21 protein-coding genes are annotated in these 20,999 nt (G+C 72.2%); 5 read left to right on the forward strand and 16 right to left on the reverse strand.

What is annotated here, in order from left to right; all coding sequences use genetic code 11:
- Positions 1 to 24 precede the first annotated feature (24 nt).
- The 8 genes from JFN87_RS08505 to JFN87_RS08540 all read right to left on the reverse strand — a co-directional run bounded on the left by JFN87_RS08505 (position 25) and on the right by JFN87_RS08540 (position 10,464).
- Positions 25 to 1,041 (reverse strand): ABC transporter permease, encoded by a 1,017-nt coding sequence (locus JFN87_RS08505; protein WP_209339304.1) that lies wholly within the window; start codon positions 1,039 to 1,041, stop codon positions 25 to 27.
- The gene (locus tag JFN87_RS08510; protein WP_209339305.1) at positions 1,038 to 2,615 is read right to left on the reverse strand and encodes a sugar ABC transporter ATP-binding protein; all 1,578 of its coding nucleotides are present in this window, start codon (positions 2,613 to 2,615) and stop codon (positions 1,038 to 1,040) included. Before JFN87_RS08510 ends, JFN87_RS08505 begins: the two co-directional genes overlap by 4 nt.
- A complete protein-coding gene (locus tag JFN87_RS08515; protein WP_209339306.1) occupies positions 2,615 to 3,778 on the reverse strand; it encodes a substrate-binding domain-containing protein in 1,164 nt (387 codons plus the stop codon). The genes JFN87_RS08510 and JFN87_RS08515 overlap by 1 nt, the downstream gene beginning before the upstream one ends.
- Before the next feature lie 373 nt (positions 3,779 to 4,151).
- A complete protein-coding gene (araA, locus tag JFN87_RS08520; protein WP_209339307.1) occupies positions 4,152 to 5,654 on the reverse strand; it encodes an L-arabinose isomerase in 1,503 nt (500 codons plus the stop codon).
- Positions 5,651 to 6,367 (reverse strand): L-ribulose-5-phosphate 4-epimerase, encoded by a 717-nt coding sequence (locus JFN87_RS08525; RefSeq protein ID WP_209339308.1) that lies wholly within the window; start codon positions 6,365 to 6,367, stop codon positions 5,651 to 5,653. The genes araA and JFN87_RS08525 overlap by 4 nt, the downstream gene beginning before the upstream one ends.
- Before the next feature lie 80 nt (positions 6,368 to 6,447).
- Complete coding sequence (araB, locus tag JFN87_RS08530; RefSeq protein WP_209339309.1) at positions 6,448 to 8,124, reverse strand: ribulokinase; 1,677 nt, start codon at positions 8,122 to 8,124, stop codon at positions 6,448 to 6,450.
- 124 nt (positions 8,125 to 8,248) lie between these two features.
- Positions 8,249 to 9,307, reverse strand: coding sequence for a LacI family DNA-binding transcriptional regulator (locus tag JFN87_RS08535; RefSeq protein ID WP_209339310.1), 1,059 nt, complete (start codon positions 9,305 to 9,307; stop codon positions 8,249 to 8,251).
- A 122-nt stretch (positions 9,308 to 9,429) separates the two neighbouring features.
- Positions 9,430 to 10,464 (reverse strand): aldo/keto reductase, encoded by a 1,035-nt coding sequence (locus JFN87_RS08540; RefSeq protein ID WP_209339311.1) that lies wholly within the window; start codon positions 10,462 to 10,464, stop codon positions 9,430 to 9,432.
- A 122-nt stretch (positions 10,465 to 10,586) separates the two neighbouring features.
- Between JFN87_RS08540 and JFN87_RS08545 the strand changes: the two genes are divergently transcribed.
- Complete coding sequence (locus tag JFN87_RS08545) at positions 10,587 to 11,354, forward strand: MerR family transcriptional regulator (protein ID WP_209339312.1); 768 nt, start codon at positions 10,587 to 10,589, stop codon at positions 11,352 to 11,354.
- A 267-nt stretch (positions 11,355 to 11,621) separates the two neighbouring features.
- Here JFN87_RS08545 and JFN87_RS08550 read toward each other — a convergent pair whose 3' ends face one another.
- Complete coding sequence (locus tag JFN87_RS08550) at positions 11,622 to 13,208, reverse strand: MFS transporter (protein ID WP_209339313.1); 1,587 nt, start codon at positions 13,206 to 13,208, stop codon at positions 11,622 to 11,624.
- 97 nt (positions 13,209 to 13,305) lie between these two features.
- Here JFN87_RS08550 and JFN87_RS08555 point away from each other — a divergent pair, with 97 nt between their 5' ends.
- Entirely contained in the window at positions 13,306 to 13,611 is a 306-nt protein-coding gene (locus JFN87_RS08555) for a VOC family protein (protein ID WP_209339314.1), read from the forward strand.
- 43 nt (positions 13,612 to 13,654) lie between these two features.
- Here JFN87_RS08555 and JFN87_RS08560 read toward each other — a convergent pair whose 3' ends face one another.
- The 6 genes from JFN87_RS08560 to JFN87_RS08585 form a co-directional block, all read right to left on the reverse strand.
- The gene (locus tag JFN87_RS08560) at positions 13,655 to 13,981 is read right to left on the reverse strand and encodes a plasmid stabilization protein (protein WP_209339315.1); all 327 of its coding nucleotides are present in this window, start codon (positions 13,979 to 13,981) and stop codon (positions 13,655 to 13,657) included.
- Between the two features lie 115 nt (positions 13,982 to 14,096).
- Positions 14,097 to 15,281, reverse strand: coding sequence for a zinc-dependent alcohol dehydrogenase (locus JFN87_RS08565; protein WP_209339316.1), 1,185 nt, complete (start codon positions 15,279 to 15,281; stop codon positions 14,097 to 14,099).
- A 43-nt stretch (positions 15,282 to 15,324) separates the two neighbouring features.
- On the reverse strand, positions 15,325 to 16,290 hold the full coding sequence (locus tag JFN87_RS08570) for an LLM class F420-dependent oxidoreductase (protein ID WP_209339317.1): 966 nt from the start codon (positions 16,288 to 16,290) through the stop codon (positions 15,325 to 15,327).
- A gap of 112 nt (positions 16,291 to 16,402) precedes the next feature.
- Positions 16,403 to 17,320, reverse strand: coding sequence for a Rieske (2Fe-2S) protein (locus tag JFN87_RS08575; RefSeq protein ID WP_209339318.1), 918 nt, complete (start codon positions 17,318 to 17,320; stop codon positions 16,403 to 16,405).
- A gap of 86 nt (positions 17,321 to 17,406) precedes the next feature.
- The gene (locus JFN87_RS08580; RefSeq protein WP_209339319.1) at positions 17,407 to 17,583 is read right to left on the reverse strand and encodes a hypothetical protein; all 177 of its coding nucleotides are present in this window, start codon (positions 17,581 to 17,583) and stop codon (positions 17,407 to 17,409) included.
- Positions 17,584 to 17,688: 105 nt separating this feature from the next.
- Positions 17,689 to 18,231, reverse strand: coding sequence for a cysteine hydrolase family protein (locus JFN87_RS08585; RefSeq protein ID WP_209339320.1), 543 nt, complete (start codon positions 18,229 to 18,231; stop codon positions 17,689 to 17,691).
- A gap of 35 nt (positions 18,232 to 18,266) precedes the next feature.
- Here JFN87_RS08585 and JFN87_RS08590 point away from each other — a divergent pair, with 35 nt between their 5' ends.
- Together JFN87_RS08590 and JFN87_RS34070 are read left to right on the forward strand one after the other, a co-directional pair.
- Positions 18,267 to 18,647 (forward strand): VOC family protein, encoded by a 381-nt coding sequence (locus JFN87_RS08590; protein ID WP_209339321.1) that lies wholly within the window; start codon positions 18,267 to 18,269, stop codon positions 18,645 to 18,647.
- A 101-nt stretch (positions 18,648 to 18,748) separates the two neighbouring features.
- Positions 18,749 to 18,877 (forward strand): LPFR motif small protein, encoded by a 129-nt coding sequence (locus JFN87_RS34070; protein ID WP_307865367.1) that lies wholly within the window; start codon positions 18,749 to 18,751, stop codon positions 18,875 to 18,877.
- Positions 18,878 to 18,929: 52 nt separating this feature from the next.
- Here the strand turns inward: JFN87_RS34070 and JFN87_RS08595 are convergent, their stop codons facing one another.
- Positions 18,930 to 19,592, reverse strand: coding sequence for an HAD family hydrolase (locus tag JFN87_RS08595; RefSeq protein ID WP_209339322.1), 663 nt, complete (start codon positions 19,590 to 19,592; stop codon positions 18,930 to 18,932).
- A gap of 222 nt (positions 19,593 to 19,814) precedes the next feature.
- Between JFN87_RS08595 and JFN87_RS08600 the strand changes: the two genes are divergently transcribed.
- Positions 19,815 to 20,903 (forward strand): acyl-CoA dehydrogenase family protein, encoded by a 1,089-nt coding sequence (locus tag JFN87_RS08600; RefSeq protein WP_209339323.1) that lies wholly within the window; start codon positions 19,815 to 19,817, stop codon positions 20,901 to 20,903.
- The last annotated feature ends 96 nt before the right edge of the window (positions 20,904 to 20,999 follow it).

Here is a 20,999-nt window from a genome sequence, read left to right on the forward strand (position 1 = left end):
CCCGCGGGCAGCCACACGGGCGGTTCAGCCGCGTTTGGCGATGCTTCTCGCGCGCAGCCGGTCGGCCGTGATGGCGAGGCCCAGGACGCATCCCAGCACGATGTTGGTGTAGTTGGTGTTGACCCGCAGCGTCGTCAGGCCGTTGTTGATGAGTTCGAGCAGGACGGTGCCGGCCACGATGCCGATGATGCGGCCCTGGCCGCCGACCAGGCTCACGCCGCCGATGACGGCCGCCGCGATCGCCGACAGCTCCCAGCCGACGCCCACGCCGCTGGCCGAGCCGACGCTCATCCGGCCGAGCACCATGATCCCCGCGAAGGCGGAGAGCAGCGAACTGGTCACGTACATCGACACGATTCTGCGGCTGCCCCGTATCCCGGCCAGGCGCGCGGCCTCGGGGTTGCCGCCGACCGCGTACACCTGGCGTCCCGCGTAGGTGCGTTCGAGGAAGAACCACGCCACAGCGGCGACCACCACGAACAGCAGGAGCGGCAGCGGGATCTGGGCGACGTACGTCTGGCCGATGTCCCCGAACAGTCCGCCGATGCCGGTGATGGACGTGCCGGACGTGATGGCCAGGGTGACCCCCTGTGCCACCGTGTAGGTGACCAGTGTGACGACGAACGGCGCCATCCTGAGGCGCGTGACGGCCAGCCCGTGCAGCAGGCCCACTCCCCCGGCTATCGCCAGTGTGACGAGGATGGCGACGACGGGTGGCATGCCGGCGCGTACGTTGAACCAGGACATCAGGATCACACTGGTGCCGAGCAGCGCGCCGACCGAGAGGTCGATGCCGCCGGTGAGGATCACCAGGGACTCGCCGATGGCGATCAGCCCGTACTGGGCCAGGTCGAACCCCATGCCCTGGAGGTTGACCGCCCCGGCGAACGCCGACTTGTCGATCGCGAGGGCGGCGAAGACCACGACGCACGCGGTGACCACACCGACCTCGGGCGTCTCGGCCAGTCGCCTTACGCGCGATGTGCGCGCCCGGCTCGCGGTGTCCGCCGCCGGCTTCACCGGTGCGGTGCTGGTGTTCATGTGCTCGCCTTCCCTCGCGTGCCTCGCGTGGCCGCCCCGGACCGCGTCCCGGCGGCCGCCGTCATGATCACTTCCTTGCCGAAGCGTTCGCGCGGGAGGTCGGCGACCACCCGCCCGTGCGCCATCACCACGATCCGGTGGCAGATCCACAGCAGTTCCTCCAGTTCGGAGGAGGCCACCAGCACGGCGAGTCCGCGCTCGGCCGCGGCGTCGATGAGCCCGTAGATCTCCGCCTTCGCGCCGACGTCGACGCCGCGGGTCGGCTCGTCGAGCAGCAGCAGCTTCGGGTCGGCCGCGAGCCAGCGCCCGAAGACCGCCTTCTGCTGGTTGCCGCCCGAGAGGTCGCCGATCGGCTGCTCCTGGCTGTGCAGGCGCACACCGAGGTCCCCGACGATGCGGCGGGCGTGCTCCTTGTCGGCGCGCGGCGTGAGCACACCGCGAGCGCTGATGCGGCGCAGGGTCGCGAGGGTGACGTTCCACCGCACGGAGTGCGCCGGCAGCAGCGACTGCGCCTTGCGGTCCTCCGGGACGAGGCCGATGCCCGCCTCGACCGCGTCGGCCGGGTGGCGGGGACGGAAGTCGGCCCCGTCGAACCGTACGGTGCCGCCGGTGCGCGGCTGCGCGCCCATCACGGTGTGCAGCAGGCGGCTGCGCCCCGAGCCCATCAACCCGGCGACGCCGACGATCTCGCCTGCCCTGACGTCCAGGTCGACGGGGCCGAGCCCGTCGGCGGTCAGTTCACGCACGCTCAGGGTCGTGGTGCGCTCCACCGCGGAGGGCGGCGCGAGATCGGCGCGTGCGAGTTCCGTGCCGACCATCTCGCGGATCATCCGCTCCTCGGTGGCCTCCGCGGGGGTGAGGTCCGCGACGAGGCGCCCGCTGCGCAGGACGACGACCCGGTCCGCGACGGAACGCACCTCGTCGAGGCGGTGCCCGATGAAGAGCACGGCCCCGCCCGCGGCGGCGTGCCGGCGCGCGAGGTCCAGCACGTTCCCGGCCTCCACGGGGCCGAGCGACGACGTCGGTTCGTCGAGGATGAGGACGACCGGCCGGTGGCCCCAGGCCTTGGCGATCTCGATCATCTGCCGTACCGGCACCGGGAATCGCTCGACCGGCCGGTCGACGTCCACACCCTCCACACCGACCTCGGCGAGCAGCGCCCCGGCCTCGGCCCGGGTGCCGGGGCGGTCGAAGACCAGGCGCTCCACGAACCGGTTGCCCGCGCGCCGCGGCCGCCGCCCGAGCAGCAGGTTCTCCGCCACGTTCATCTGGCCGACCAGCGGGAACTCCTGCGCCACGAGGGCGACTCCGGCCTCGCGCGCGTGGTCGGGGCGGCCCGGCTGGAGAGGCCGGCCCGCGACCTCGACACAGCCCGTGGTGGGGGTCACGGTGCCGGACAGGACGCCCATCAGTGTGGACTTGCCCGCGCCGTTCTCTCCCACCACCGCCACGATCTGGCCGCGCGCCAGGTCGAGCCGCGGGATGTCGAGCACCTTCACGGGGCCGTACGACTTGGACACGTCCCGCAGGGTGACCGCGCTTTCGGTGTGCCCGATGTCGTTGTGCCCGTCCATCAGCCGATGCCCAGCCGCTTGAGCTTCGCCTGGTAGTCCGCCAGGTTGGCCTTGGTGACCAGGCCGACGCCGGAGCTGAGCGTGGTGTGGTCGCTCTCCAGGTAAGGCCCCACGAGCTTGAGGGTCGCCTCCTTGCCCAGCACCTTGAACGCGGCCAGCAGGTAGGCGCCGGTGTACCCCTGCTGGTAGGGCTGCTGGAGCACGGTGGCCTGGATGACTCCGGACTTCAGGAACTTCAGCGTCTGCGGGTCGCTGTCATCCGAGATGATCTTGATGCGGCCGGTCTTGCCCGCGGCCTGCACGGCCTGGCCGGCGGAGGGGCCGTCGTAGGAGTAGACGCCGTACAGCCCGTTGATGTTCGGGTTCGTCTGGAAGGCGGTCTGCGCGTTGGACAGGGCCTTGGAGGCGTCCATGCCGTCGCTGAGCTTCTGGACGACCTTGACGTCCGATCCCTTGAGCGCGTCCTCGAACCCCTTGATGCGTTCGACGGCGTTGGACGTGGTGAGCGAGCCGACCAGGATCACCACCTGCCCCTTGCCGTCGAGCGCCTGCTTCATCGCCTCGCCGGCCTTATGGCCCGCCTCGTAGTTCGGGGTGCCGAGGTAGAGGTCGGCGCCGTCCTCCTTCGGCAGGGGCGAGTCGATGGCGAGGACGGGGATGCCGGCCTTCTTGGCGGACGAGATCGGCGCCTTGATCGCCGTCGGGTCGATGGCGGAGACGCTGAGCCCGGTGATGCCCTGGCCGCGCAGCGTCTGGATGATCGACAGCTGCTGGTCGAGGCGGCCGTTGGCGGGGGCCTGGTACGTGCCCTTGACGCCGAGGTCGGCAAGGCCCTTGGTGAAGCCCTGCTTTCCGGCGTTCCAGTAGTCGACCGCGACGTTGACCACCATGGCCTCGTGCAGCTTGGACAGGTCCTTGCCCTTGAGGGCCGCCTTGAGTGCCGCGTCCAGCTTGGCGAGGTTCGCGTCATTGAACGCGATGTCGCCCTTGATGGCGGGCGCTGCCGACGCGTGGGAGCCTCCCGCGTCCGGGCCGGTCGCCGCCGAGGAGTCCCCGGCACCGCTCTTGCTGCACCCCGCCGCGGCCAGCACGGCGGCCAGTGCCACCGCCGCGGCACTCCACCGCCGGCGCCCCGCGACCACAACAGCTCGGACTTCACGCATAGGCGCACTTCCTGTTCAGACAGTGGCCTTGGCGGCCATTGTGAGCGCTAACAACATGGGGCCCCGAGGTACGGGGCACATCATTTCGTCTTGCGAGCGTGGTACGACGGGGGCGCGGAACGTGGTCCCCCTGGGCCGGGTTCGGCCCTCCGCGTGGAGCACGGCGGGCTTCCGATGCCCGCCGCCTAAGAGTGTTAGCGCTCACTGCGGGAGCGTCAAGGTGTCGCACAGAGAAAAACGGGCCGAATCGCGGCCCCCTGCCCGCACGGGAGTTGGGGCGCATGGCATACGCGCACATCCCGCCCTTCGCGGCCGGGACATGCGCGGAACACACCGGCAGACCGGGCCGCCCCCGGGACCGTGCGCTCCCGGGTCACAGCCCACCGGCCAGCCGGTAGTACGCCTGGTTCCAGCGGATCTCCTTGGCGAACTGCCGCAGCTGCGTGGTCTCGTCGATCAGCAAAAGCTCGGTGCGCAGCATGTCCGCGAAGTCGGACAGCTCCTCCGTACCGACGGCGGTCGACAGCACGGTGTGGTGCGGGCCGCCCGCGGTCAGCCATGCCTCCGTCGAGGTGCGGAGATCGGGCGCCGGACGCCAGACGGCCCGCGCCACCGGCAGTCTCGGCAGGGGGTGCGGGGGCTGTACGACGTCGATCCTGTTGGCGACCAGGCGGAAGCGATCGCCCATGTCCGCGAGGCCCACCACCACCGCGGGCCCCGCGTGTGCGTCGAAGACCAGCCTGACCGGGTCCTCCCTGCCGCCGATGCCCAGCGGGTGGATCTCGCAACTGGGGCGGTGCGCCGCGATGCTGGGGCACACCTCCAGCATGTGCGCGCCGAGGATGAGTTCGCTGCCCGGGACGAGGTGGTAGGTGTAGTCCTCCATGAAGGAGCTGCCGCCCGCGGCGCCCCGGCCCGCGACCTTGAGCGCGCGCAGCAGGACGGCGGTCTTCCAGTCCCCTTCGCCGCCGAACCCGTAGCCGTCGGCCATCAGCCGCTGCACGGCGAGGCCCGGCAGTTGCCGCAGCCCGCCCAGGTCCTCGAAGTTGGTGGTGAAGGCGTCGAACCCGCCCGCGGTCAGGAAGGCGCGCAGGCCGAGTTCGACGCGGGCCGCGTAGCGCAGCGCGTCGTGGCGTTCGCCGCCGCGGCCGAGCCCCTCGCCCATGCGGTAGGTCTCCTCGTACTCGTCCGCGAGCACGGTGACGGCGCGGTCCCCGATCTCGTCGACGGCGGCGACGAGGTCGTTGACGCCGTAGGTGTTGACGGAGACGCCGAACCGCAGCTGCGCCTCGACCTTGTCCCCCTCGGTGACGGCCACGTCCCGCATGTTGTCGCCGAACCTGGCGACCTTCAGCCTGCCCACCGCGTCGCGCGCGAGCGCGGCCCGCATCCAGGTGTGCACGCGCCGGGCGACGGCGGGGTCGCAGACGTGACCCGCCACGGTCTTGCGCGCGACGCCGAGCCGCGCCTGGACGTACCCGAACTCGCGGTCCCCGTGCGCGGCCTGGTTGAGGTTCATGAAGTCCATGTCGATGGTGGACCAGGGGAGTTCGACGTTGGCCTGGGTGTGCAGGTGCAGCAGCGGCTTGCGCAGCAGGTCGAGCCCCGCGATCCACATCTTCGCCGGCGAGAACGTGTGCATCCAGGCGATCAGCCCCACGCAGTGGGGTGCCGCGTTCGCCTCCGTGATGGCGCGGGTGATGGCCGCCGCGTCCGTGAGGACGGGGGTGGGCACGACCTTGACGGGGGTGGCGGCGTGTGCGCCGAGTCGTTCGGCGATGGCACGCGACTGGTCAGCGACCTGGCGCAGCGTCTGCTCGCCGTAGAGGCCCTGGCTGCCGGTGAGGAACCAGACCTCCTGCGCGGGCTCGCTCATGCGGTGGCTCCCCTGGGCCCGGCGGGGCGGCGTTGCCCGTAGACGTGCCGGTAGCGGGCGTGGAGGCGGTCGACGGCGGCGGACTCGATGGGCAGGGGCTCGCCCAGCTGGCGCGCTATGTGGACGCTGCGGGCGGCGTCCTCGCACATCACGGCCGCCTTCACGGCGGCACGCGGGTCCTCGCCCACGGTGAAGACGCCGTGGTTCTGCATGAGGACCGCGGGCGAGCGGTGGCCGTCGAGGGTGTCCACGATGCCCTTGCCGATGGAGTCGTCGCCGATCAGCGCGAACGGGCCCACGGGTATCTCCGCGCCGAACTCGTCGGCCATTGCCGTCAGGACGCACGGCACAGGCTCGCCGCGCGCGGCCCAGGCGCAGGCGTACGTCGAGTGGGTGTGCACCACCCCGCCCACCCGGTCCATGTGGCGGTAGACGTAGGCATGGGCGGCGGTGTCGGAGGAGGGTGACAGGTCGCCCTCGACCACCCGGCCGTCCAGGTCGCACACGATCATGTTGGCGGGCGAGAGGCTGTCGTAGTCGACGCCGCTGGGTTTGATGACGAACAGGTCGTGGCCCGGCACGCGTCCTGAGACGTTGCCCGCCGTCCACACGACCAGCTGGTAGCGGACGAGTTCCTTGTGCAGCTCGCTGACCTGCCCGCGCAGCGACGCGACGGCCGCGGCGCGGTCCGGGGGCTGAGAACCACTGCTCATGACGACGGTGACCTCTGATTCCTCGCGGTTGGTCTCTCACGGTGGGGTGAGCGCTCGCATGATCTGTGAGCGCTAACAATTCAGGGGACGGAAGGGCCCTCGGTCGCGCGGCGGTCCCGGAGGCGCCTGAGCCGGTGCATCACGTCGCTTCCTCCGCGTCCGAAGTGGTCGTGCAGGGCGGTGTACTCGGCGTACAGGTGCCCGTACGCGGCCGCGCGCGCCGGGTCGGGGAGGTAGGCGCGCCGGTGCAGGCGCCCCATGGCGGCCGACGCCGTTCGCACGTCCGGGTGGGCGCCCGCGGCGACCGCGGCGTGGATCGCCGCGCCGAGCGCCGGGCCCTGCTCGGAGGCGAGCACGTTGACCGGCCGGTCGAGCACGTCGCTGTAGGTCTGCATCAGGAACGGGTTCCTCAGCAGGCCGCCGGCCGCGGTGAACTCGGCGACCGGGACGCCGGCCCGCTCGAACGCGTCCACGATGGTGCGGGCGCCGTAGGCCGTGGCCTCGATCAGGGCGCGGTAGATGTCCTCCGGGCGGGTGTCCAGCGTCAGCCCGACGAGCAGCCCCGACAGGTCGTGGTCGACGAGCACGGAGCGGTTGCCGCTGTGCCAGTCGAGCGCCAGCAGACCGTGCCCGCCGACGGGTTGCGCCGCCGCCTTCTCGGTGAGCAGTTCGTGCGCGGTGATGCCGCGCCTGCGTGCCTCCTGCTCGTAGGCCTGCGGCAGCGCGGTGCGCACTGCCCAGGCGAAGAGGTCGCCGACGCCGCTCTGGCCGGCCTCGTACCCCCACAGGCCGGGGACGACGCCGTCGCGCACCACACCGCACATGCCGGGCACGTCGGCCAGGACGTCGGAGTTCATGATGTGGCAGGTGGAGGTGCCCATGATCGCCAGCATGTGGCCGGGGTCGAGGGCCTGTGCGGCGGCGCTGGTGACGTGGGCGTCGATGTTGCCGACGGCGACGACCGTGCCCTCCCGCAGACCCGTCAGCGCCGCGGCGGCGGGACCGATGCCGCCCGCGGACGAACCCAGCGGGGACAGCGGGTGCGCCAGCTTCTCCGTGAAGCCCGCGAAGTCCGGGTGCAGTGACGCCAGATAGCCGGGGCCCGGGTAGACGCCGTCCTGGTGGATGCCCTTGTACCCGGCCGTGCACGGGTTGCGGTTCTCGGCGCCCGTCAGCTGCCAGACGATCCAGTCCGCTGCCTCGATCCACCGGTCGGCGGCGGCGTACACCTCCGGGTCCTCGCGCAGCACCTGGAGGGCCTTCGCGTACTGCCACTCGCTGGAGATCCGGCCGCCGTACCGGGCGAGCCAGGACGCGCCGGACTCCCGCGCCCGCCGCACGATCAGGTCGGCCTCCGGCTGGGCGGCGTGGTGGCGCCACAGCTTGGGGTGGGCGTGCGGGCGCCCGGCCAGGGAGGGCAGTTCGCACAGCGGGGTGCCGTCGCGGCGGGTGGGCAGCACGGTGCAGGACGTGAAGTCGGTGCCGATCGCGATGACTTGGTCGGCGCTCACCCCCGCGTCCCGCAGGGCCTTCGGCACCGCGAGACGCAGGACGTCACGCCAGTCCTGCGGCATCTGCAGGGCCCAGCCCGTGGGGAGTCCTGTGCCGTCCGGCAGGGAGGTGTCCACCACGCCGTGCGCGTACTCGTGCACGGCGGTGCCCAGTTCGCGTCCGTCGGCCACGGACACGACCAGGGCGCGGCCCGACAGGGTCCCGAAGTCGACTCCGACGGTGACGGCGGGCGTATCGGTCGTCATGGTCTCTCCAGTCATGCGGGCCCTTTGGTCATGCCGGTCCTCCGGCCCTCCGGTCGTGCGGGCCCCGGCGGCCGGCGCGCTCCGCCGGGGTTCCGCCGCGGGTGCGCCGCCTCTCGGGGGCGGGTCAGTGCTGGGTGCTGCTGCTGCGGACGATCAGACGTGGCTCGATGACGACGCGTTCGCCCTCACGGGTGGCGCCGGACTCCAGCTGGTCGATCAGCAGCCGGATGCTGGCCTTGCCCACGGCGGCGAAGTCCTGGCGGACGGTGGTCAGTGGCGGGGCGAAGAACTCGGCCTCGGGGATGTCGTCGAAACCGGCGATGGCCACCTGCCCGGGCACCGAGAGCCCGGCCTCCCGGAAGGCACGCAGCACGCCGAGCGCCATCTGGTCGTTGGCGACGAAGACGGCCGACACCTCGGGCGAGCGGCGCCCCGCCGCGCCGGACGACACCCGGCCCGCCAGCTCCTGGCCCGCCCGGTAGCCGGAGAGCGGCGTCCAGTCCCCCTCCAGCGGAGGCGGCGCCTCGGCTCCCGCGTCCTCCAGGGCGCCGCGCCAGCCGGCCACCCTGGCCCCGGCCTCCAGCCAGTCCTGCGGCCCCGCGACGTGCCATACGGTGGTGTGGCCCGCCGCCAGCAGGTGGTCGGTCACCAGCCGGCCGCCCAGCTCCTGGTCGACCGACACACCGGGTATCGGCAGGCCGTGACCGCCCTCGACGGTCACCACGGGGAAGGGCAGCCGCAGTTCGGCGAGCGCCGCCACCGCCTCGCGCTGCGGCACGATCACCACGATCCCCTCCACCCCCCAGTCGCTGAGGTGGTCGATCGCGTCCGCGAGGGCCTGCGCGGTGTAGCGGCGCAGGGTGACGGTGGACACCATGTATCCCTCGCCCCTGGCGGCCTCCTCCAGGCCGAACAGCGTGCTCGCGGGGCCGAAGAGCGCGGGGTTGCAGGCGACCACGCCGAGCGTCAGTGTGCGCCGGGTGACCAGCGCCCTGGCCGAGGAGTTGCGGCGGTAGCCGAGCGTCTCGATGGCCCGCTGCACCTCGGCGCGCGTGGTGTCCCTGACGTTGGGATGATTGCTCAGCACCCGGGAGACGGTCTGGTGCGACACACCGGCGAGCTGCGCGACGTCCGCCATGGTCGGGGCGCGACGGGGCCCGGTGCTCTCCGCGGTCTGCGACATGGTTCTCCGATCCGTGATGCGTCATTGTTAGCGCTCACAGACACACCCGTCAAGGGTCGCCGCACACCCGGCGGGTGGTGGCCCGGCGCACCGCCGGCGCCACCACCGCCGCGTCGGTCCCCTCAGAGGGACTCGCGGGCATCGGCCGTGGGTGACATGTCGGCGTAGCGCTCGCCCGCCACCTGCCCGGCGATCGGTTCGAGCAGCGCCAGTTCGCCCGCGCTCAGCTCGATCCGGGTGGCCGCGGCGTTCTCGAGGAGGCGGCCGCGCTTGCGGGTGCCGGGGATCGGCACCACGGTCAGGCCGTGCACGTCGGCCTGCTGCTGCACCCAGGCCAGGGCGACCTGCGCCGTCGTGGCGCCGTGCTCGTCGGCGATGTCGCGCATCGGGGCGAGGAGGGCGGCGTTGGCCTCGGCGTTGGGGCCGGAGAAGCGGGGCATCGTCCGCCGGAAGTCGTCGTCTGGGAGGTCCTTGCCCGCGTCGGTGAAGGCGCCCGTCAGAAAGCCCCTGCCGAGCGGCGAGTACGGCACGAGGGCGACACCGAGCGCGGCCGCCGCGGCGACCGCGCTGCGTTCGACGGCCCTGCTGAAGACCGACCACTCCGACTGCAGGGCGGTGATCGGGTGGACGGCGTGCGCCTCGCGCAGCTCGGCACCGGTGACCTCGCTCAGCCCCAGGTACCTGACCTTGCCCTGCCGCACCAGCTCGGCCATGGCGCCGACCGACTCGGCCAGCGGCACGTCGGGGTCGCGGCGGTGCATGTAGTACAGGTCGATGACGTCCACGCCCAGGCGGCGCAGGCTCGCCTCGACGGCCCGCTCGACATAGGCGGGCTCGTTGCGGATGGCCCGGTAGCCCGGCTCATCGGCACGCAGCTCGATGCCGAACTTCGTGGCCAGGGTGATCTCGTCGCGGTGGGCGGCGACGAACGGCGCGAGGAACTCCTCGTTGGCGCCGATGCCGTACATGTCGGCCGTGTCGATGAGGGTGACACCCGCCTCGGCGGCGGCCTCCAGGGTGTCGCGGGCGGCCGCGGTGTCCGTCCGCCCGTAGGCGGCACTGATGCCCATGGCGCCGAAGCCCTGCACCCCCACGAGTGGGCCTGAGGCACCCAGTGGGGTCTTGCGAATCTTCTCGATGGCGTCGTTGACCGTCATGACGCCCACGCTAGGCCCTTGGAGTGCGCTCGAAGCAAGCAGGCGCCCCGCCGGCCGCCGAAACGACGGCGGCCGACGGGAGAGCTTGAACCTCACGCCGCGTGAGGATGCATCGTTGTCCCATGGACGCTTCCGGAACCTGGAAGGTGGGCCCACTCGCCGAGGCCAGTGGGGTGACGGTGCGCACGTTGCACCATTGGGACGCCGTCGGTCTGCTCAGCCCGTCGCGGCGCACGCCCGGCGGGCACAGGGAGTACGCCGGGGAGGACATCGTGCGCCTGTACCAGATCCTGGCGCTGCGCGGGCTGGGGCTGAGCCTGGAGTCGGTCGCCGCCTGCCTCGATGCCGGGGTGGATCCGGCGCGCCTTGTCCGTGACCACCTTGCCGGAGTCGAGGCGTCCATGGCCGCGCTCGGCGCCCTGCGCGAGCGGCTGGTGCGGCTCGAAGGCGAGCTGTCCGCCGACCGGGCCCCGACGGCCACCGCGCTGCTCGACGCGCTGCGGGCGATCGGCGCCACCGGTCCCGAGGCCGAGCAGGCGCTGCTGCGCCACCTGGACGCCGACCAGATGCGGCTCCTGCGCACCCGCGGCGCCGCGCTCGGGCCCGCGGCGCACTATCTGCTCGAGGTCGAGTGGCCGGAGTTGTATCGCAGGGCGGACCGGCTGCGCGCGGCCGGGACCGCACCCACCGATGAGAGGGTCCGACGACTGGTGGCCCGTATGGACGAGTTGAGCGCGCTGTTCACCGGCGGTGACGCGGGAGTCTCGGCCGGCGTACGGCAGGCCTGGCACGACGATCCGGCCGCCGTGTCCGGCGAGCCCGATGCGCCGGCCGACGACTGGCGGGACCTGGCCGACTACCTCGCGCGTGCCCGCGACAGCTCGGCCTGACCGTCCACCTCACTCCACGTCACTTCCCAGCAGGGGGTCCCCATGAGCCGCCGTACACGTGCGCGCATCGCCATCGCGTCAACCGTGCCCACTCTCCTGGCCGTTTTGGCGTGCTGCCTCCTGGCTGCCGTCGGCGCCGTCGCGTGGAGCCTTCTGCTCGTCGTGCCGGTCGCCCTCCCGGTGCATGCAGCCGTCACCTATGCGCGCCTCGGCCGGAGGCTGCCGGACGCGGGCGCCGGCCGTCCGGACGGCGCGTAGCAAACGCCGTCACGACGTGGCCGGCTGGGCCGCCGCCTTCGCGGGGGCCTCGGCGGACGCACGGCGCAGGGCGACCACCGTGAACAGGCAGCAGGCCAGTGCCGCGGCGCCGCAGACCACGTAGCCGATCGCGTAGCCGTGGCCGAGCGCGTGCATGGCCAGGTCGGAGGCCTTGCCGACCGTGCTCGTGGCGGGCTGGTCCTCCACGGGCAGCGGGCTGCCCGTCTGCGCGGCGAGCGTGCCCGCGGCGGCCTTGACGTCGGGCGGAAGTGAGGAGCCGGCGAGTGCGCTGGTGAACGCGGCGGACGAGCGGGCCGCGGCGACTGCGCCGATGACCGCGGGACCGAGCGTGAAGCCGAAGTCGCGCAGCATGCTGGTGGTGGCGCTTGCCATACCCGACAGGTGGTGCGGCACCGTTCCGACCACTGTCTCCGTCACCGACGAGACGACCAGGCTGAAGCCGACGCCCACGAGGCCGAGCGGCACGATGAGGGAGGGCAGCGTGGAGTCGGTGACCGGCAGCCGGCCCGCGAGGAAGTCGCCCACCGCCATCAGCACGAACCCGGCGCCCAGCACCCAGCGCGGTTCGAGCGCCGCCATGAGGCGTGCGGTCAGCGGCATGAGGAAGATGGTCAAGCCGCTGAGCAGCAGGAACGCGACGGCTATGCGAAGTGAACTCTGGTGCTGGACCGGGCCCATGCGCAGGCTGGTGGTGAACGCCGTGCCGAGGAAGGCGAACATGCCGATGACGGTGACGGCGGACGCGACCGCGAACGCCCGGTTGCGGAAGAGGCCGAGGCGCAGCAGCGGGTTGCGCACCCGCAGTTCCACGACGATGAACAGCGCGATGGACAGGGCCGCCACGATGAAAGCCGTCACCACGAGCGGGCTCTCCCAGCCGTCCGACGCGCCCTGGATGACGCCGAACAGCAGGGCGCACAGGCCGATGCCGATGGTCGTCTGGCCGGCCGGGTCGAGCGAACGGCCTTCGGGCGATGTGGACTCCTGCGCCCCGAACCAGCTCAGCGCCGTGCCCACGATCGCGAGGATGACCACCACGATGAACGCCCAGCGCCAGGTGGCGTAGGTGGCCGTGAGGCCGCCGAGCAGGGGCGCCAGGAAGTTGCCCGTGGACAGGATGGCGGCCCACAGCGCGATCATGCGGGCGCGCCTGCCCGGCGCCGGCGAACCGGACATGAGCATCGCCAGTGACGTGGGGAAGAGCGCCGCGCAGCCGAGACCCGCGACGATCTGCCCGGCCCACATCACGTGGACGCCGTCGGCGGACGCGGAGACGGCCTCGCCGATCGCCAGCAGCAGGGCACCGACCATGAGGAGTCGTTTGCGGCCGAACAGATCGCCCAGGACGCCGAAGGTGAGTTCAAGGACGGTGATGGGCAGCAGCGAACAGTCGGATATCCACGTCAGTTGCGAGCCGACCGGGTGGAACTCCTCCTGGAACACGCCGTTGAGCGTCGCGGGCATGGCCAGGCCGATCTGTGCGAGGCAGACCGCGACGAGCGCGGCCACGACCGTCCCCGTGCGGACCGCGCCTCTGTTCTCCTCCGGAGTGTCGTGCTGTGTCGTCGTCGGCATGGCGTCCTTCGCTGTCGGTGGGCTCGGCGCTCTGCCGGACCGTAGACGCGCGCCGACGAGCGGCACAAGAGTTGCGACCCAGATTGTTGACGATTTTGTGGACGGCACCTGGGGTCGGCGCCACCCACCCAGCAGCCGTCCCCTCGAACGAAGGATCACCGGCCGTGGCACCCTCGCACGAGATCGCACCTGCGGCATCCGCCGCACCGCCCTGCGCGCGTCCAGCCAGGAGGCGCTGGAGCGCAGGGTCGAGGCCCTCGAACGCGCGGGCCTCGGCATCGGCCGGCGGGACGGCGATCCCGGGCTCGGGCCCACGTACCCGCTCACCCGGCTCGTGCTCGCGCCCGACTGGCGCACGGTGACCTGGACGCCCCACGGCACTCCCCCGGTCGGCCCCGGCTGAGCGACCGCGTCACCGCGTCACCCGCGTCGCCCGCGTCACCCGTTCAGCGCCCGAGTGCCTTGCGCAGTTCCTGCTTGTTCATCGACGAGCGGCCCTCGACGTTCTTCTTCTTGGCCTCTTCGTAGAGCTGGTCCTTGGTGGGGCCGCCCGGGCCGCTGTGCGAGCGCTCGCCTCCGCGCTGCGAGGCGGACTTGGGGTCGCGCGTGGACGTCTTGCTCGCCGACTTGGCCTCACCCGAACGGGCGCGCTCCTTGTTGACCGTGCGGGAGGCGATCTCCTTCGCACGCCCCTCGGAGGTGCCACGCTTCTCGGCGCCCTCCTTGATGTGCTCGTACTGCCGCTCACGCTTGCTGTTCGATCCCGCTGGCATCGGATCTGACCTCCGTATCCGCTTTCCTTGGCACTGCCCGGGTACCCGGCACGCGCCGAGTCAGCCATCGGCCGTGCTCGGGCCGGGCCGGGCCGATTCGGGCCTTGGGGCCGGTTCAGGGCTTGAGCAGCGTCTTCACCATGCCGTCCTTCTTCGCCTGGAAGGTGGCGTACGCCTGCGGCCCGTCCTCGAGGGGGAGCCGGTGGGTGGCGAAGGAGTCGACGCCGAGCGGGTCGTCGTCGACGAGCAGCGGAAGGATGTCGTCGACCCAGCGGCGCACGTTGGCCTGGCCCATGCGCAGCTGGATCTGCTTGTCGAACAGTTTCAGCATCGGCACGGGGTCGACGCTGCCGCCGTAGACTCCGGACAGGGACACGGTCCCGCCCCTGCGCACCACGTCGATGGCGGTGATGAACGCGGCCAGGCTGTCCATGCCCGCCTTCTCCATCATCTTCTGGCCGACCGACTCGGGCAGGAAGCCGACGAGCCGCTGCGCGTTCTTCGCCATGCCGTTGCCGTGCGCCTCCATGCCGACGGCGTCGATGACCGCGTCGGTGCCCCGGCCGCCGGTGAGCCGCCGCACCTCGTCGCCGAGCCCCTCGCCGAACTCCTGCATGTCGAGCGTGTGCACTCCACGCGCGCGTGCCCGCGCCAGCCGCTCGGGTACGAGGTCCACGCCGATGACCTGCTCGGCGCCCCGGTGCAGGGCGATCCGTGCCGCCATGTCGCCGATCGGCCCGAGCCCCAGGACGGTGACGCTGCCGCCGGGCGGGATCGCCGCGTACTCGACGGCCTGCCACGCGGTGGGCAGCACGTCGGAGAGGTAGACGAACCGGTCGTCCGACGGGCCGTGCGGCACCTTGACGGGGAGCGTGTCGCCGAACGGCACCCTCAGGTACTCGGCCTGCCCGCCCGGCACCTGGCCGTAGAGCTTGGAGTACCCGAACAGCGCGGCCCCCGTGCCGTACTCCCGTACCTGCGTCGTCTCGCACTGGGAGTGCAGTCCCTGACCGCACATCCAGCACGTTCCGCAGGACACGTTGAACGGGACGACGACCCGGTCGCCGGCCGACAGCGTCGTGATGTCGTTGCCCACCTCCTCGACCACACCCATCGGCTCGTGGCCGAGGATGTCGCCGGGATCGAGGTAGGGGCCGAGCACTTCGTAGAGGTGCAGGTCGGAACCGCAGATGCCGGAGGAGGTGATCCGCACGATGACGTCGGTCGCCTTGACGAGTTTCGGGTCCGGGACCGTGTCGACGCGGACGTCGCGCTTGCCGTGCCAGGTGAGGGCCCTCATGGTGCCTCCGTGGGTTGTCAGGTTGAGGTCAGCGCGCCGTGGGTCAGCGCGTCTTCCCGCGCAGGCGGGGCAGCACCTCGGTGCGGTAGAAGTCGAAGAACTGCGTCTGGTCGGGGCCGATCTGGTTGACGTAGACCTCGTCGAACCCGGCGTCGGCGTACGCCCCGACGGACGACGCGTGCTCGTCGACGGAATCGCCGCAGACGACGGCCTCGCTGACCATCTGCTCGGTGACCAGTGTGGACGCCTGCTGGAAATGCTCGGGCGTCGGCAGCAACTGCGTTATCTCACCAGGCAGTTGCTCGTTGGGCCAGATGCGGTGCACCGTCTTGACGGCGCGGTCGCGGTCGGTGTCCCAGCAGACCTTGAGCCCGCCGATCACCGGCTTGGTCCCGCCGCCCGCCCTGCGGAACTGCTCGACGAGCGTGGGATCGGCCGACATCGTCACGAGCCCGTCCCCAATGCGTCCCGCGAGGGCCGCGGCCTGCGGGCCGAAGCCGGAAACGTACAGGGGCGGCGGCTCGTCGGGGAGTGTGTACAGGCGGGCGTTCTGCACGGTGTAGTGGTCGCCGCGGTGTGTGGTCTGCTCGCTGGAGAACAGGTTGCGCATGACCTGGATCGCCTCTTCGAGCATCTTCATGCGCTCGGTCGCCTCCGGCCACGGGTCGCCGAGGATGTGCTCGTTGAGCGCCTCGCCCGTTCCCAGGCCGAACCGGAACCGCCCGCCGGTGAGTACGGACGCCGTGGCGGCGGCCTGGGCGTTGATCACCGGGTGCATGCGCACGGTGGGGCACGTGACGAGTGTCGTGATGGGCAGCGACGTGACCTGCGACAGTGCGCCGATCATCGACCACACGAAGGAACTCTGCCCCTGCTCGTGGTTCCAGGGGTGGAAGTGGTCGGAGATGGCGAGCGCCTCGAAGCCCGCCTGTTCCGCCATGCGTGCCTGTTCGAGGAGTTCGTGCGGCGCGAACTCCTCCGACGACAGGAAGTATCCGTATGCGGTCACCCGTGGTCTCCCTTCCTCACCGCGCGACGACGTCCGCGGTGATCCCGCGCGCGTCAGGGACCCCGGGTTCCCCACCGGGCGCCGAACATGCAGGCGCGCCGACGGGCCGGGGTCAGCCGGCGCCGGGCAGGCAGACCTCCAGCGTTCCGTCCGCGCCCGTCCTCGTCTCGAACCGCGGCTGAGGGGCGGTGGCGGGCCCGCTCACGGGTTCGCCGTCGGCGAGGCGGAAGACGCTGCCGTGCCAGGGGCACTCGACGCATCCGTCGCGCACGGTGCCGTCCGAGAGGGGTCCCGACTGGTGGCTGCAGCGGTCGGCCAGGACGTCGACGCGGCCGTCCGCGTGCCGGAACACCAGCAGCGGCACCTCACCGAGTTGCCGCCGTACGGGTTCGCCGACTGGCAGGTCGCCAAGCGCGCCGAGCGGCTGCCAGCCGGGTTCCAGCAGATGCGGTACGGGCTCCGCCTTGTTGGCGCCGGCCCCCTGGCGGTACGCGAGGTGCCCGCCGAGCGCGCCGGAGGCGCCGACGACGGCGAGGCCCGCGTAGGCGAGCGCCCTGCCCCGTCCCGTCCTCCCGCGGCCCCGCGCCACCCAGGACGACGCGTACAGCCACACCGCGACCACGTTGCCTGTGGCGTGCACGAGGCCGGTGCGCATCTGCTGCTCGTGCTGCTCGGCCCAGTCGACCCAGCCGGCCAGTGCGGCGGGTCCGGCGGCGAGCAGCCCGACGCCGATCAGCGCGCGGCTCTGGCGGGCGCTGCCCGGCACGGCGTCCAGCACGGCCGCCGACATCCACGCGCCGATCGGCACCTGCACCAGGAAGGGGTGCAGCGGATGCCCGACGTCCAGGCCGTGCAGCGCGTCGCGGGCGCGGCCGAGCGGCAGTGCGCGAACGGCGCTCTGCACGGGCTTGATCAGGGGGTCGATGCGGCCCCACTCCCCGAGGGCGTCGAACGCCTTCACGGAGGCGGCGAGGGCGCCATGAAGCAGGCTCCCCCGACCGGGGCCTGTCGGGGTCGCCGCGGATTTCATGTGTTTCGTCGCCGGCACGCGCATGACCAACGGTGTTGCCGCCGCCGCGCGATCCCAAACCGTTCTGCGTCCTAACGAGTACACCGTCACGGGAAGAGCGCGATGCCCACGAGGACGAGGATGAAGATCACCACGAGGACGCCGATCACGCCCCAGGACTTGCCGCCCTTGGCGGGCCGTGCACGTCCTCCGCGCGGCCGGTCCTCCGGCAGCGACGCGTCGTCGGGGCGGTCTCGGTCGTAGAACTTGTCGTCCTTCGGCATCGGTGTCCTTCCCTTCCGGGCCGTCTGTGGCGGGCGCTCGCTCCGGGTACCCCGCACGGCGCCCCGCATGGCTCCCGTTCACCCGCCCGGCGCTCGAGCCCCGCGTCAGCCGTCCAGCGACACGGCGCCGGCCGTGGTGATCTCGGCCGCCATGTTCCGCTCCATCATCCGCAGCGCCGCGTCCGCCAGGTCCTGGTAGATGTGCGCGACGGCGTCCCGCGGCACGGCTACCTCCAGGTGGCGGGTGTGGGCGTCGAGCGCGGAGTACAGCACGCACTGCTCGGTGACCTGGCCGCACAGCACGACGCGGTCCACGCCGAGCTGGCTCAGCAGGTAGGCGAGCGGAGTCTCGAAGAAGATCGAGTGGCGTGCCTTGACGACGAACAGCGAGCGCTCGTCGGGGCGCAGGGGCTCGACCAGGTCGGCGTGCGCGCCGGAGAGTGCCTTGTCGAGGATCTCGCCGTGGTGCGAACGCCACTCGCCGAAGTTGTCGTTGACGTAGATGACGGGCACATCCAGGGCCTTGGCGCGCTCGACGAGCCGGACAGCCGCCGGGACGGCCTCGCGCGCCGAGGGCAGCAGCCGGTCCGCGTCGGGGTGGTCGTACGTGTTGATCATGTCGATGACGATGACCGCGGTTTTCCCCATGCGTCCCATGGTGCCCCCGCTCCTACACTTGCACGATGCTCACACTTGGCATCCCCGTGATCGGTGTGTCGGACGTGCGCCGGGCAGTGGAGTTCTGGACCTCCGCGCTCGACCTGGTCGCCTCGGCCGAATGGGAGAGCGAATCCTGGAGAACGCTGCACCACGCCGACGGATCGGGCCGCGCGCTTGGGCTGATGCGCAGCACGTCGCCCGTCGAGCCGCACCCCCGCATCCACCTCGACCTTTTCGTGGAGACCGCGGCCGAGCAGGAGCGCCAGGTCGAACGCCTCGTCTCGCTGGGCGCCGAGCGCGTCGCCTGGGACCTGTACCCGCGGAATCCCGACTTCGTGGTGCTCGCCGACCCCGACGGGAACCGCTTCTGCGTGGTCGACCTCAGCCATGCCCCCAGCGGCTGAGCCCGGATACGGACGGTGATCAGGGGTACTCGGGCCTTCTTGGGAAACACGGCCGACGACAACCCCTCGCACCAGCCGTGCCGCTATCAAGGAGGCAGACAGTGTTCAAGGCAATCGCGGACATCTTCCGGGCGATTGGTGGCGCCGTGGCCACCGTGGTGACGCTGCCCTTCCGTCTCGTCGCCCGCCTGTTCGGCGGAGCGTCCGACTCCGCACACGGCCACCACTGACGGGTGGACGCCGGCCGGGCCCCCGAGCGGGGCCCGGCCGGCGTCCCCTCGGTCACACGTCACCGAACGGGCTCGCGTCGAGCTCCGCGAGCAGCTCCTCGACGCTCGTGTACACGGCGTCCGCCCCGGCCGCCTCGAGCGCGGTGCGGGGCACGCCGCCGGACAGGACCCCGACGGCACGCACGCCGGCCTTCGTCCCGGCCTCCATGTCCCACACGGAGTCCCCGACGAAGACGGCGTCCCCCGCGCCCACCCCGGCACGCCTCAGCGCCTCCTCCACCGGGTCGGGCGCGGGCTTGCCTGCGTCCACCTCGTCGGCGCGTGCCTCGGCCATCAAGGCGTCGTCGGCGCCGATGGCCCGGCGCATCGCCGCGAGTTCCGCGCCGCCCGCCGACGTCGCGAGGACGACACGCCACTGCTGGGCGGCCAGCGCCCTGAGCAGGTCGGCCGCGCCCTCGAAGGCACGCAGCCGGTCGAAGTACGTCGCGTACAGCGTCTTGTGCGCCGCGCTGATGGCGGGGTCGCGGTCGCTGTCCCGGTCGTCGCCGAGCAGGTGGGCGAGCAGATCTTCCGAGCCGAGCCCGATGGCGCGGTGGATGTCAGCCATCGGCACGTGGCGGCCCGCCTGCCGCAGCGCCTCCCACCAGGTCACGACGTGCAGGTGATTGGTGTCGACCAGGGTCCCGTCGACGTCGAACAGTGCGGCGCGCGGCATGGTGGAACCTCTTTCCTCGTCCGTTCTCGCCGGAGCCCGATACGGCTGTGACCGCTGAGCAGGCCTGAGCTGTGCTCCCCGTAGCGCGTACCCCCGCCGCCCCCTGTTCGCACGCCGGGGCGTTCGTTCGCGCGCCAGGGCGTTTGCGCGATCGTTCGGTGGGAAGTCGGAGCGCCACCCTGTTCATCCCCCCTTTCCCCTTTTTACTTCGCAGGAGGCCACGTGAGCGGCGACGCGGCGAGTTCGGCGAGCACCGCCCCCGAGCAGGACGACGACGTCGAGGCTGCCGGGTCCCCGCAGGCGGTACGGGCCGCCGTCGCGGACCGCTTCACCGCCCTGACGCGCGCCGTGGACGCGGCGGCCGCCCCCGGTCTCGGCGGCCGGCCGATCGCCGAGGTGCCGCTGCCGGGCTCCGGCCGTACGGCGGACCGTTTCCGCGTGCTGTACGAGCTGGGACGCGAGGACCTGTGCGTGGCCCGTCTCGTGGAGGGCCACCTGGACGCCGTGGCCATCCTGGACGAGATCGCGGGCGATCGGACCGCTCCGGGCGAGCGGTGGGGCGTGTGGGCCGCGCAGCCGCCTGGACCAGGCCTGACCGCGCGCGAGTCCGGCGGCGTGTGGCTGCTCGACGGGGTGAAGCCGTACTGCTCGGGTGCGCACAGCTGCACCCATGCGCTGGTGACGGCGGACACGGCCGACGGGCGCGTGCTGTTCGCCGTGCGGCTCGGCCAGGACGGCGTACGGCCGGTGCCCGGCACCTGGCAGGCCGTCGGCATGGCCGGCAGCGACACGCCGGGCGTGGCCTTCACCGGCGTGGAAGCCGTCCCCGTCGGCGGAGTGGACGCGTATCTGGACAGGCCCGGGTTCGAGCACGGCGGTCTCGGCGTGGCCGCCTGCTGGCTCGGTGGCGCGCGCGCAGCCGCCGCGCCCCTGTACGCCGCGGCCGGCAAGCGTCCGGGCGACACCGTCACGGCCGCGCACCTGGGCGCCGTGGACACGCTGCTCTCGTCCGCCGAGACGGTGCTCATCCGGGCGGCCGGCGACGTGGACGCCGACCCGCCCGACGCACTGGGCGGCGCGCGCACGCGCACCCTGCGCGTACGCGCCCTGGTCGAGCACGTCTGCACGGAGGTGCTCGCGCACACCGGGCGCGCCACGGGAGCCGGGCCGCTCTGCCACGACGCGCGGCACGCGCGGACCGTCGCCGACCTGACGGTGTACGTGCGCCAGCACCACGCCGAGCACGACCTCGCCGTGCTGGGAGGACTGGCCGCAGGCCGCCAGGACGGGGCCCTGGGGAGCGCGCGATGACGCAGCCCGCACCGCCCGGCGGCGGCGCGGTCGCCGCCCGCGCCGACGGCGGGCGGTGAGATCGGAAGAGGTCACGTCTCAACTTTCTGTCTTCGT

It is taken from the genome of Streptomyces montanisoli, from assembly GCF_017813245.1.
GTDB lineage: Bacteria > Actinomycetota > Actinomycetes > Streptomycetales > Streptomycetaceae > Streptomyces > Streptomyces montanisoli.